The following is a 12,954-nucleotide window of genomic DNA, read 5'->3' as shown; positions in this document are numbered from 1 at the left end:
TCCTTGATCTGCTTTTTGACTTAGATTACGTTATGTTAATAAACTTTAATGCATCATATCGCCCATTCCACCCATACTGCCCACAATTTCCGGATTAATCATCCCAAATATCATCGCTATATGCGCCACGACCAAGAAGCCACTAATTAGCAGAAAATGCAGCTTCATCTTGTGCTCTTCCGATCGTTTACGGGCAATCAGATCAAGATCTAACAAAGCCAGTGGCAATAAGAAGAGTACTCCGCTTAAATAGAAGCCCACGGCTACGATATCAACCCATGTGTGCCATTCCCCATTCACAGACAAAGGAATAAACGCAGTTGGGAACAAGTAAAGGAATACCCCTGTGAAATATAACCCTGCGAGTATGCTGCAGACTTTGTTGAAGGATCGTAGTGGGCCTTTTAGGTTCTTGGTGAATAAAATAATAAACTCTGTAATGGTAATCGTCTCAGCAAAAATCACGGGGATTGCCATGAATATAATCAAGTTCCAAGGCTGGTTGTCCGCTAGCAAAGACATGTAATGCGTCATGTTCATAAGATACTCCTCCGATAATATGTAATAGCTTCGGTTACTTATCGTATTCGAGAAGTATGTGGAAAGTATGTGGAAACGAAGGTATGATAAATATATGCAATAATAACAGTCGAGGGGAGCAAGACAACCGTGGGAAGAGGATTACAAAACATTTTATTTGATTTAGATGGTACTTTAACAGACCCCAAAGAAGGCATTACCAAAAGCGTAGAATACGCTTTGAACAAATTTGATATACAGATCGAACATTTGGATGAGCTTCTTCCTTACATAGGTCCTCCGTTATATGATTCATTTATCGAGCTGCACCATTTCACTGAGGAACAAGCGCTTCAAGCGGTTGCTTTTTACCGGGAGCGTTACAGTGCCACGGGATTATTTGAGAATATGGTGATTGAAGGTATACCCCAATTGCTGGAGGGACTTAAGACGAATGGATACTCATTGTATGTAGCAACCTCCAAACCGACTGTTTTTGCAGCACAGATTCTTGAGCATTATAAGCTCGATCATTATTTCAAACATATCGGAGGAAGTAATCTGGACGGTACCCGTTCTAAGAAGCAAGAGGTTATTCAGTACGTGCTTGATGAGAATGACATACATCCAGAGGAAGCGGTAATGATAGGAGATCGTAAGCATGATATGATCGGTGCTATTGGCTGTGGTGTCGAATCTATTGGAGTGACTTTTGGTTATGGTCCCAAGGAAGAGCTTGAACAAGCCGGAGCAGACCATATCGCCTTTCGTGTGGAAGAAATTGCAGATATCATTCAGCATATTTCATTGAGAGAACGGTGCACCAAATGAGTGTTATGAATACTGAACTACTTGACGGGAAAACAATTAAGCTGGTTCCAATAGATGAAAGTCATGCAGAAGGATTGGCGAGAGTGTTAAGAAATCCAGACATCTGGGAATTTACCTGGCGAAAAATAACGTCGGACGAGCAGGTGCAAGGATTAATCTCAACAGCTTTAGCAAATCAAAAAAACGGTTCACAAATTACCTTTACTATCATTGATAAAGCAACGGAGCGAATTATCGGAACCACAAGGATTATGCATCCGGATTTGGTTCATCGCAATGCGGAAATCGGATGTACCTGGATCTCGCCTGATTATTGGAGAACTAGTGTGAACACAGAGGGCAAGTCGCTGCTGCTACACTATTGTTTTGAAGAACTTAAGCTGATCCGTGTAGAATTTACAGTGGTCGCGAACAACTTGAGGTCACAAAGAGCAGTAGAACGAATTGGGGCGGTTAAAGAAGGAGTTCTGCGCAAGCATAGAATCAAGTCTGACGGATCGATTCATGATAATGTGGTCTTTAGCATATTGGATACCGAATGGCCTGCTGTAAAAGAGAATCTGCATTATTTGATAAATGATAAATACGCATAAGTATAGATAGTAGCAAACAAACGGGCTAGGGGCTGTTCCATAGGGTGCTACACTTCATCTAGAATAGATGAATCAGAGTGGCGATGGAAGCAATTAGTTGAAGCAGAGCGTTTAATTGTATTTTGTACAACTATAATTCCTTAATTGGTTGGGTCATAGATATAACTGTATTTAGTACATCTATTTTCCTCATTTACTTCCGTATAGGTAGATTTTTAGGTTTTTAATTGTACAGAATACAATTAAAACAAGTATAGTTGCTTTTTCATCCGGAATAAGTGCACAGAATGCAGTTATTTCACATTCACCCTATATCACTCCCCATTATCTCATTCAAATCCTTTAAATTAGGTGCTAGAAGTATACTAAGAGGGGATACAACGGAAGCTACGGACGGTCCGAAAGGATCCCTCAAGAGCATCAGACTTGGCAGCTCCAGCATAGTGTGTGGACAATTATACTTTGGTGGATCAGCGGATGTTTAAGCGGGTTAAATCAGAGTGTATAAGGATTTGCCCATAAATTTGCTTAAGCCCCGCTACAGATCAAAAACACCAGGCAGCGATACTCCAATACCCGGAGTATCGCTGCCTGGTTGTTTTTTAATAACAGAGACCGCTACAAATTCTAGAAAGAGCTGCTTGGGGCAGCGCCTTCTTTTATGATTCAGCCAATAGGCTGCTTATGGTTATTGTTTAGGACTTACAAGGATTTTCACTTGATTTTTTTCTTTCAAAAGTGCCTCAAACCCGTGATCAATCACTTCATTCAGTTTAATTCTCTTAGTAACAAGCTTCTCAGCAGGGAAGTACCCTTGTTCCATCAAGCTAATTACAGCTGGGAAAACATCATGGTATCCGATGATACCAGTTAAGTTGCGTTCTTTAAGTACGATATTGTTTGGAGTAATCGTAGCATCTTTTTCGAAAATACTAACGATCATGATTTGTCCACTCAATTTAGTGGAATTAATGGCTTGGGTTAGAACGGGAGGGACGCCAGTGACTTCAAAAGCAACATCTACGCCACCATCGGTACGTTTTTGAATTTCTTCGACCACATCATATTGTTTAGGATCGATTACAATACCACCGAGTTCTTCAGCTTTACTCTTACGTTCTTCAGAAAGTTCTACAACATAGATTTCCGCTGCACCGGATGCTTTCAAAGCTTCAATGACCAGCAAACCGATTGGGCCAGCACCGAATACTACAGCTTTATCTCCAACCTTTAGTTGACTGGAACGAACAGCGTGTAGAGCAACGGCAGAAGGTTCCACGAGAGCACCTTGTTCATAGGATAAGCTGTCTGGAATTTTGTGCACCATATGTTGGTCTGCTGCGACGTATTCTGAGAATCCACCGCCACCACCAGCCAAACCTAGGAAGCCCATTTTTTCACAAAGATTATATTTACCTTGTCGACAAGCCACACATTCACCACATGCAAAAACAGGCTCGACGACGACGCGATCACCAACATTAAACTTGCTAACGCCTTTACCTACTTCTACGATTTGTCCAGAAAATTCATGTCCCATTACGACTGGAGCTTTTTCACCAGTAAGGGGATGAACAGTACCTTGGGGGATGAAAATAGGGCCGGCTACATATTCATGAAGATCGCTGCCACAAATTCCGCACCATTCGATTTTGATTTTCACTTTTCCTTCAAGGGCTGCTGGTTCTTCAATCGTTTCTAACCGTAGATCTTTGACGTTATGCCATCTTAATGCTTGCATATCATTCATCTCCTAGATTAATAATTGATAATAAATAGTGTTTTATTTTTGGAAAAGAGGAAACGTTTCCGAGAACAAATATGTCACATAATTTTCATATTGTCAAATTTAAATAATGAAAATATTAATATCGAAAATTAGTGAAATATTTCACTAAAACAGAGGTATATCAAGACTTTAGGTTCGCATTAGCAGCTGAGATAAGTATTCTTCTATGTACTATTATGTTATAATCTATACATTGAAATTTTGACTTTAGATGAGCGGAATAAAGATAAATACGAAAACGATTCCGGAAATAAGGGGACTATCAGAGTGGCTAATAAAAACAAAGTAACCATAGAGGATGTAGCGAAACGGGCGGGGGTAGGTATTGCTACTGTCTCAAGAGCCATTAATAATTCAGAGGGAATTAGTTCCAAGACCAAGGCGCTGGTACTTCAAGTGATTGAGGAGATGGGTTTCACTCCGAACACCTCTGCGCAAAGCCTCAAAATCCGCCAAACGAAGCAAATTGCTCTGGCCGTTCCTGACATCCGCAACGCAATTATTCCGGATATCGCCTGGTCCGTAGAGCAAGCCGCTAAACAACATAGCTATCGGGTAATTCAAATTAATACTTCTGGCAACCCGCGGACTGAGCTCGAAACGATCCGTGAGGTCAAAAAATTACATGTAGATGGACTCATTATCATGCCTCTTGCTTATCCAAAGACCATGGTAGAGTTAATTAATAAATCGAGTGTTCCGGTCTCCATCATTAACTACGGGAAAAGAATCACAGAAAATGTGAAAGCAGACATCGTCAGCTTGTCACGTTTTGAAGGTCAATTAGTGATGGAGCATTTAATCAATATCGGTCGAACTAGAATTGCATATGCAGGAGCTCAAAAAGATCTTATTGAAGATCGTTATCTTGCCTATCAGCAAGCTTTAAAACAAGTGGATATTTCGCTTGTTTATTTTGGCGAAGACTTTTCCTTGCAAACGGGGCTACAGGCTGCTGATTATTTCTACAGCCTGACACATATGCCGGACGCTATTTATGCAGTGAATGACATGGTGGCGATAGGTATTGTGAATCGTTTTAAAGAATTAGGCGTTCGTGTTCCGGAAGATGTGGCGGTGGTTGGGGTGGATAATAACTCATGGACAACTATTACAACGCCTCAGATTAGTTCGGTTTCCATCATGGGGAATGAAGTGGCGCGTTTAGCCACACAGCTTCTTTTACAACGTATTCAGGATAATATTACCGGGGAGTATCAAAGGGTGCAGCTTGATCCACGATTAATCGTGCGAGAGTCGAGTGTTTCGGTTAGACGTAGTACGAATTAACGGCCTCAATTTGCGACTAATAAGAATCAATAGGTTGTAAATCCTTTAAATCCTGCTAGACTTAATACAGAGTAATTTGATTGGAAATTAAGAAATGAGGTGCGGATCATTATGGCTAATATTTACAAGAGCTTAACCGATCTGATCGGAAATACACCGTTATTAGAGATTTCAAAGTATAGTAAAACCCAAAACGTAGAAGCAAGGGTTCTTGCCAAGTTGGAATCTTTTAATCCTGCAGGTAGTGTTAAGGATCGTATTGGGTATGCATTGATCAAAGATGCGGAAGAGAGAGGTCTCATCAATAAAGATTCTGTCATTATTGAGCCTACCAGTGGAAACACTGGGATTGGACTTGCTTTTGCAGCTGCTAGCTTGGGGTATTCACTGATCATCGTCCTACCAGATACATTTAGTGTTGAACGCCGTAAATTAATGCTGGCACTAGGTGCTGAGCTTGTGTTAACACCGGGAACTGAAGGGATGAGCGGAGCTGTAAGAAAGGCAGAACAATTAGCTGCGGAAATTCCAAATTCATTTATTCCCCAACAATTCAGCAATCCTGCGAACCCGGAAATACACAGAACGACTACAGCTGAGGAAATTTGGCGGGATACCGATGGAGATGTAGATATTTTTATAGCGGGTGTTGGTTCTGGAGGCACTATCTCGGGTGTTGGAAAAGCGTTGAAAGAAAAGAACCCCGCAGTCCAAATCGTTGCCATCGAGCCGTTTGACTCCCCTGTTTTATCAGGAGGCCGTCCTAAGGGACATGGGATTCAGGGCATTGGAGCTAACTTTATTCCGGAGAATTACGATAATGAGGTAGTGGATGAGATTTTTCAGGTGAAAAATGATGATGCCTATAGCGTATCACGTGCACTTGCGAGAACAGAGGGTTTGCTGGTGGGTATCTCCTCCGGAGCAGCTGTTTACGCAGCTACACAAATCGCTAAGCGTCCTGAGAATAAAGACAAGACCATCGTGGTAATTCTGCCGGATACCGGTGAGCGTTACTTAACAACTACTCTGTTTGATTTTTAACGGAACATGAGCTCGAGATCCAACTAATTGGCTTTAAATTCATGAGGCTCAGCAATATGCTGAGTCTTTTTGTTGTTGGAGTATTGGCTGGGTATCTCAAGATAACGGGTACTCAAGTAACTAAGAAGTTTAAGAGGAATCCAAAACTCCAATTTTGCATAGTAGCCAAGGAAGTTCAGTGTGTTACGGACCGTATTGCAGCTATTTCGCCTTTTAAGCTCATTTTGCTGCGTTATCGGACTGTATAGCACTTATTGGCCAACATTTATGGATAAGTGGTGTGGTTTTAAGTAAATAGCTGCAACTGAGTCCGATAGACTGCCACAAACCCGCAAATGAACAAAATAACGTCTCCTGAGTCCGATCCATCAGCGAAAAGTATGTTATCCAGTAGGAGGATTCCAAAACTCCAATGTTCTTGAGTTTGATCCATCAACACAACACGATGATTGCCCCTAAAGCGACTCGCACGCCTTAAATCACCCGCCTCACAAATTCTAACCGTTTTTCCTGTTGTGTAATTTCCAGTTTAGAATAAAATGGAACTATTCCGCTAACCGCGCGTAACCGATAAATAAGAGAGATAATGATAGATCAGGAGGTACATATGAACACGAGAACTCTAAAAATACTGCTACGTACCACACTTGCTGCCTTATTGTTAAGTGTATTGCTTTTGCCGACTGTAAGTTTAGCCAAAACTGCTGTACCTAAGCATACGGGTTCATTTTATGTGAATGATTTTGCGAATGTGATTGACGAGAAAGCAGAGAATTACATGGTGAACTACGGTATTCGATTACATCAGGCTACTGGAGCTCAAGTGGTGCTTGTAACTGTCGACTCTACTGAAGGGGTTTCGATGGAAGAGTATGCAAAATCGCTTTTCAATAGCTGGGGTGTGGGGGCTGCGGATAAAAATAACGGTCTGCTGCTGCTCCTTTCTATAAAAGATGATGATTATTGGGCGGTACAAGGTAAAGGTATAGAGGAATCATTGCCTAACAGTAAGATTAAAGAGATTCTTTCACAATATCTTGAGCCGGATTTCGCAGCTAAAACATACAGTAATGGTGCTAGGAAGACGTATGGAGCTTTTATTCAAGCTATGGGCGGTACTTGGGCAGAAAATGTTGGCACCAAAAATTACGTATCCGATAATGCGGGTGTGCTCAAAAAAGTAACTAAAGACTATCTGAACGATTCCAGCAACAGATATAAAACAACAACCGGAAGTGGAATTTATGTGGTTACCGTAAAAAATGCTGGAGATAAAACATTGCAGGACTATACCTATATGAAGTTTGCTTCGGTAGGTGCTGGTCCTAAGGATGTTATGCTTGTATTGGACATAGGCGGAGACAACTATCATGTTCTACAAGGCAAGGATATCGACAAGGTTTTAACCAATGAGGCTATTAGTAATATTTTAAATACCGTGCTTGAACCCCAATTTGTGAAAAAAGATTACGGAACGGGAGCTACAACGACAGTTAATTCGTTCTACAGTTTCTTGTTAGCGAGAGCGGATCATCCGCAAGGAGTCACTGGAAACAACGGAAACAATGTTAATCCTGGAACTACAACGAACTCTGGTACTTCCTCTACTACTGCTATAACTGGAGGTGAGGCGGTTAGTAAAAGCAAGGCTTTTCTAATCTTCTCAGCAATTTTTGGTTCGCTCATCTTATTTGGATTTACTGCTTCACGACGCAATAGATATATAGAAATGTATGGTTTGCCATTTAATCCATATAGCCAAAGGAATATACGCCGTTATGGTCCTTGGCATGGTCAAGCTGATTACGGTTATGGCAGACGCTGGCATAGACGTTATTATCATCATAGGAATACAAACAATTCGCAATCAAGCTTCTGGGGAAACAGTGGTGGAGGCGGATCTACTAGAGGTGGAGGTGCAGGGCGTTACTCTTCAAGCAACGAGAACCATGGTGGTGGAGGTTCCAGTAGTGGTGGAGGAGCAGGAAGACATTCTTCCAGCTCTTCAAGCAGCAGCAGATCTAACAATGATAGTGGCTCTTCCGGTGGAGGAGGTTATTCCGGCGGTGGTGGCTCATCAGGTGGCGGCGGTAGCGCTAGCAGCGGCGGTGGAGTAGGAAGACATTAGAATTTGATTAGCTATATGTGAGCAGGTAGCCAAAACTTTGGAAACCTGCTCTTTTTTGTTTTTGAAATGATGACTATTACTCAAATAGAAACTTTTAACGAAAATCATCGTCTATGATAAGGACGAGTTGTACATATTATCAAATTAGTAATATTTAGGGAGGAATACTTAGAAGTGAGCACTTCATCATTACCTCAACGTTCCAATGCACGCAATAAGAAACCTGTTAAGAAACCAATAAAAAAGCGTAAGAAACGGAGTTTTTTTCGCACCTTATCCAAAGTTTTTTTATTCTGCTTATTCTTAATGATCGCTGCTGGTGGATGGCTTTATTTTGCACCCTCGGCTCAGAACTTACGTTATACGATCGCAGATACGCTAATTACAACACAACATCGCTATATGGCTAAATATATTATAGGTGAAGATCAACTGAAGGAACGGGTAACCGAGTATACCGCCCGCTTTGAAGAGATGGGGGACGAAATAGATACACATACGATCGCTCCCGAACCTGAGGTGGTAGAGAAGCCACTTGTCGAGATTGAGAATGTCTCAGGCAGTGGTTATACCGGATATGTAATGATTGTTAATGATCCAACCAAAGTCCGGCTAGGAATACCTAATAAGATTGGTTCAGGTGAAAAAGTAACCAGTATGGTGAAGCGTACAGGCGCTATCGCCGGAGTTAACGGTGGTGGGTTCGCTGATCCGAACTGGAAAGGTAACGGTTTTAAACCTATAGGAATTGTAGTCTCTCAAGGTAAATTATATTACAACGGTCTAGGCGGTAAAAAATCTACACAGATTGTTGGTCTTGATAAACAAGGAAAAATGGTTGCCGGGAATTATACACTAGATGAGATTAGTAAAATGGGGGTTCAGGAGGCAGTTACTTTTAGCCCGCGGCTAATCGTCAATGGCAAAGGATTGATTAAGAATGCAGCGGAAGGTTGGGGGATTGCACCTAGAACAGCAATGGGTCAGCGGGCAGATGGCGCTATTATTTTTGTGGTAATTGACGGTCGACAGCCTACTTATAGTATTGGAGCAAATCTCTATGATGTGCAGCAAATTTTGCTTAAGCATGGAGCCGTGATAGCGGCTAATCTTGATGGTGGATCTTCTACGGTACTTGTAAAAGACAATGAGATTATGAATAAACCTTCATCCCAATATGGTGAGCGGTATTTGCCTACAGCCTTTTTAGTTTTTGAGCATCCAGAACAGGTTGATATGCCAAATATTTGGAAAGGACTAGATCCTGCCAAGATTGATGCTGGGAAAAAGAGAACACAATAAGTACGCGTTATTGGGCACCTGAAAAGGATTATCTTGGAATGAGAGATGTATTTATGCTACGATATCAGCTAGTATGAAACAGAATGCAGTACGAATAGGTCTGGAACAGGGGGAATAGGAGTGACGTTGCAGCAGCTCCGCTACGCTATCGAAATTGCAAATAGTGGCTCCATGAATGAGGCGGCAAAGAAGCTCTTTGTTTCTCAACCGAGCCTGTCCAACGCTATTAAAGAGCTTGAAAATGAACTTGGGATTACCATCTTTGAGCGGACGAACCGTGGAATAAGCATTTCTGTAGAAGGAATGGAATTTCTCGGATATGCCCGTCAAATCATTGAACAAACAGAGCTTATGGAGAATCGTTATACTGGGAAAAAGCGTAGCCCAATCTATTTTTCCATTTCGACTCAGCATTATGCTTTTGTGGTAGATGCTTTTGTGAGTCTCATGAAGCAAAGTGATGTCTCAGAGTACAACTTCAGCTTGAGAGAGACGCAAACCTACGACATCATCGAAGATGTGCGTACCCTCCGTAGCGATTTAGGGATTCTTTATATTAACGAGAGCAACTATAAGCATATGAATAAGCTGTTCAGTGATGGTAATCTGAAATTCACGCCACTCTTTAATACCGACCCACATCTTTATGTCAGAACTGAACATCCGCTTGCCCAGAAGGAAAGGATTTCGCAGGACGATATTTTACCTTTTCCGTATATTACTTTTGAACAAGGTGAGAACAATTCACTTCACTTCTCGGAGGAAATGTTAAGTTTTTCTCAGATTGAGAAGAATATTAAAGTGAATGACCGGGCAACCTTGACCAATTTATTAATGGGCACGGACGGTTATACGGTGGGTACAGGAATCATGGCATCCGATCTGAACGGTAATGGACTGAAGACGATTCCATTTGAGAGTAATGAAGTATTCACGGTTGGTTGGATTGCACATAAAGATCGCAGACCTAGTGTGATGGCATCCAAGTATATAGAAATCTTAAATGACTTGGTTTCCGGAAGTTATTTTGATCTAAATCATTTTTTACTATAGCTGTAGGAGGATCGGTATGATTAGACCCGTAACTGGCACCCAGAGAAATGCTCCACCCTTTCGCTATGATATCGTCGGCAGCTTCTTGCGTACGGAAGAAATTAAAGCAGCCCGCCTCCAATATGAGAATGGTGAAATCACAGGAAGTGAGCTTTATGAAATAGAGAATATTGAGATTGCTAAACTACTGGAACTAGAAAAGGAAGTAGGATTATTAGCAGTTACAGATGGTGAATTTCGCCGTTCCTGGTGGCATCTTGATTTCTTTGTTGGAATTAAAGGAACTGAAAAAATTAACTTAAACCAAGGGAGTGGAAGAGCGGAAACGGTTCAGCGCGCGGAATCATTCCGAATTGTTGACCGAATTTCCTTTGAAGATCATCCGATGCTCCAGCAATTTATCAAGCTCAAGCAAATGGCGGGAGACCGAATACCCAAAATGACGATTCCTTCACCTGCATTATTTCACTTTGTGGAGGAGTTTAATGGAAATGAAGTTTACCCTGATAAGGAAACTTTATTTCAAGATATCATAGCGGTTTACCAAACTGCGATTCAAGCATTTTACGATGCAGGCTGCCGTTACCTCCAGTTAGACGATACAACTTGGGGAACGCTGAGCAGTGGTAGACATCGCGCACATTTACGCAGTAGAGGTACAGATCCAGATCAGTTAGCAAAGGATTATGTTAGGCTGATTAATGAGAGTATTGCGAAGCGTCCGCATGATATGACCATCGCTCTGCACGTATGCCGAGGTAATTTTCGCTCCACTTGGTTCGCTGCTGGTGGTTATGAGCCTGTTGCCGAGGTGCTTTTTTCCAATACAAAAGTTGATGCCTTTTTCTTGGAATATGATAATGAACGAGCTGGTGATTTCGAGCCTTTACGATTTATTAAAGACCAATTTGTAGTGTTGGGATTAGTGACAACCAAACATGGGGGTCTGGAGAGTAAAGAGCAGCTTAAGGCAAGGATCGAAGAAGCCGCGCAATATGTAGATATTGAGAAGCTGTGCCTAAGTCCCCAGTGTGGATTTGCTTCTACGGAGGAAGGAAATATTCTAACCGAAGAAGAGCAGTGGGATAAAGTACGCCTTGTGATCGAAACCGCCCGAGAGGTCTGGTTATAATTAAATAAGCTAATTTGGTGGCCTGCTATAGCGTAAGCTTATGGTAGGCCATAGTTTTTAGGAGTTACCCTGTCCTGATTGTACAGTGCTATAGTGAATTCAACAGAAAAGCACAGACAATGAAGGAGGACGAACCCCTATGAGTACCATCCAAAAAGGAAATCAAAGAACTGAAGTGCCATTCAGAGTAGATATCGTTGGCAGCTTCTTACGTCCGGAAACGATTAAGAGAGCTCGTGTCCAATATCAAAATAATGAAATCTCCGCTGATGAATTGCGCAAGGTTGAAGATACAGAGATTACCAGAGTCGTGAAAAGACAAAAAGCGGTCGGATTAAAAGGTGTAACGGATGGAGAGTTCCGCCGCTCTTGGTGGCATTTAGATTTTATGTGGGGCATTGAAGGGGTAACAAAGAAAGTCAGCCCAGTGGGCTACCTGTTTAATGGTGTAGAGACTAGAGCGGAAACTGCAGAATTATCCGGAAAAATCCGTGGGACTAACCATCCGATGATCGCTGACTACAGACAATTGGTTAGCATAGCGGGAAATGATGTAGTAGCTCGCCAAACGATTCCTTCGCCAGCGCAGTTCCTTGCTGAACTTCAGCGCAATCAAAAGACAACTGTAGCGGTTTACAACAACCAGGATGAACTAGTGGCTGATATTGCTGCAGCTTATCGTGAAGTTATTCGCGACTTCTATGAGGCAGGTTGCCGTAATCTGCAATTGGACGACTGCACATGGGGGATGCTCTGTGATAAAGGATATTGGGAAGCTCGTCAAAAAGAGGGTGTAGATGTTAACGAAATCGCTAAGCTATACGCATTTGTAAATAACGAAGCGATAAAAGATCATCCAGCAGATATGGTAATTACGATGCATGTATGCCGTGGGAACTATGCGTCCACTTGGGCAGCATCCGGCGGATACGAGCCTATCGCAGAAGTGTTATTCGGAACGGTGGATGTAGATGGTTTCTATCTGGAGTTCGATACGGATCGGGCCGGAGATTTTGCACCCCTTAGATTTATTAAAGATCAACAAGTGGTTTTAGGTTTGTTCAGTTCGAAGTCAGGTGAGCTTGAGAATAAAGAAGAAATCATAGGACGGATTAAAGAAGCTTCGCAATATGTGGATATCAATCAGTTGTGCCTGAGCCCACAATGTGGTTTTGCCTCTACGGAAGAAGGAAACCATCTGACAGATCAACAACAATGGGACAAACTGCAGTTTATTAAAGAGATTGCAGATGAAATATGGCAGTAATCTATA

At 41.9% G+C, this 12,954-nt stretch carries 11 protein-coding genes; 9 read left to right on the top strand and 2 right to left on the bottom strand.

All coding sequences use genetic code 11. The annotated features are described in order from the left end of the window. Nucleotides 1–45 precede the first annotated feature (45 nt). Nucleotides 46–540 carry a DUF6803 family protein gene (locus MHH49_RS26775; protein WP_038570801.1) on the bottom strand — a complete coding sequence of 165 codons (495 nt, stop codon included), beginning with the start codon at nucleotides 538–540 and terminating at the stop codon, nucleotides 46–48. A gap of 129 nt (nucleotides 541–669) precedes the next feature. Between MHH49_RS26775 and MHH49_RS26770 the strand changes: the two genes are divergently transcribed. After that, a complete protein-coding gene (locus MHH49_RS26770; protein WP_036678119.1) occupies nucleotides 670–1,350 on the top strand; it encodes an HAD family hydrolase in 681 nt (226 codons plus the stop codon). Next, nucleotides 1,347–1,943 (top strand): GNAT family N-acetyltransferase, encoded by a 597-nt coding sequence (locus MHH49_RS26765; protein WP_036678116.1) that lies wholly within the window; start codon nucleotides 1,347–1,349, stop codon nucleotides 1,941–1,943. Before MHH49_RS26770 ends, MHH49_RS26765 begins: the two co-directional genes overlap by 4 nt. Nucleotides 1,944–2,631: 688 nt before the next feature. Here the strand turns inward: MHH49_RS26765 and MHH49_RS26760 are convergent. Next, nucleotides 2,632–3,684, bottom strand: a complete 1,053-nt coding sequence (locus MHH49_RS26760; protein WP_341138663.1) for a 2,3-butanediol dehydrogenase — start codon at nucleotides 3,682–3,684, stop codon at nucleotides 2,632–2,634. 315 nt (nucleotides 3,685–3,999) lie between these two features. On the opposite strand from MHH49_RS26760, the gene MHH49_RS26755 reads away from it, so the two are divergent. From MHH49_RS26755 to MHH49_RS26725, 7 genes are all read left to right on the top strand, one after another. Next, nucleotides 4,000–5,022: a LacI family DNA-binding transcriptional regulator gene (locus tag MHH49_RS26755; RefSeq protein WP_036678110.1), complete on the top strand. Its 1,023-nt coding sequence runs from the start codon at nucleotides 4,000–4,002 to the stop codon at nucleotides 5,020–5,022. 111 nt (nucleotides 5,023–5,133) lie between these two features. After that, nucleotides 5,134–6,066, top strand: a complete 933-nt coding sequence (gene cysK, locus MHH49_RS26750) for a cysteine synthase A (RefSeq protein WP_036678108.1) — start codon at nucleotides 5,134–5,136, stop codon at nucleotides 6,064–6,066. A gap of 607 nt (nucleotides 6,067–6,673) precedes the next feature. Further along, nucleotides 6,674–8,194, top strand: a complete 1,521-nt coding sequence (locus MHH49_RS26745) for a TPM domain-containing protein (protein ID WP_341138662.1) — start codon at nucleotides 6,674–6,676, stop codon at nucleotides 8,192–8,194. Between the two features lie 174 nt (nucleotides 8,195–8,368). Beyond that, entirely contained in the window at nucleotides 8,369–9,496 is a 1,128-nt protein-coding gene (locus MHH49_RS26740) for a phosphodiester glycosidase family protein (RefSeq protein ID WP_076184510.1), read from the top strand. 120 nt (nucleotides 9,497–9,616) lie between these two features. After that, a complete protein-coding gene (locus MHH49_RS26735) occupies nucleotides 9,617–10,549 on the top strand; it encodes a LysR family transcriptional regulator (protein WP_036678100.1) in 933 nt (310 codons plus the stop codon). A gap of 16 nt (nucleotides 10,550–10,565) precedes the next feature. Then, a complete protein-coding gene (locus tag MHH49_RS26730) occupies nucleotides 10,566–11,681 on the top strand; it encodes a 5-methyltetrahydropteroyltriglutamate--homocysteine S-methyltransferase (RefSeq protein ID WP_036678098.1) in 1,116 nt (371 codons plus the stop codon). A 139-nt stretch (nucleotides 11,682–11,820) separates the two neighbouring features. Continuing rightward, entirely contained in the window at nucleotides 11,821–12,948 is a 1,128-nt protein-coding gene (locus MHH49_RS26725) for a 5-methyltetrahydropteroyltriglutamate--homocysteine S-methyltransferase (protein WP_036678095.1), read from the top strand. Nucleotides 12,949–12,954 lie beyond the last annotated feature (6 nt).

This window comes from Paenibacillus sp. FSL F4-0122, from assembly GCF_038002845.1.
GTDB lineage: Bacteria > Bacillota > Bacilli > Paenibacillales > Paenibacillaceae > Paenibacillus_AQ > Paenibacillus_AQ odorifer.
Note: the sequence above shows the minus strand (reverse complement) of the source record. Positions and strands in the feature narration are given on the sequence as shown.

Coding starts and splice junctions, on each gene's coding strand:
- MHH49_RS26775 (WP_038570801.1), bottom strand. CDS start 540: ATGAACATGACGCATTACATGTCTTTGCTAGCGGACAACCAGCCTTGG.
- MHH49_RS26765 (WP_036678116.1), top strand. CDS start 1,347: ATGAGTGTTATGAATACTGAACTACTTGACGGGAAAACAATTAAGCTG.
- MHH49_RS26760 (WP_341138663.1), bottom strand. CDS start 3,684: ATGCAAGCATTAAGATGGCATAACGTCAAAGATCTACGGTTAGAAACG.
- cysK (WP_036678108.1), top strand. CDS start 5,134: ATGGCTAATATTTACAAGAGCTTAACCGATCTGATCGGAAATACACCG.
- MHH49_RS26745 (WP_341138662.1), top strand. CDS start 6,674: ATGAACACGAGAACTCTAAAAATACTGCTACGTACCACACTTGCTGCC.
- MHH49_RS26730 (WP_036678098.1), top strand. CDS start 10,566: ATGATTAGACCCGTAACTGGCACCCAGAGAAATGCTCCACCCTTTCGC.
- MHH49_RS26725 (WP_036678095.1), top strand. CDS start 11,821: ATGAGTACCATCCAAAAAGGAAATCAAAGAACTGAAGTGCCATTCAGA.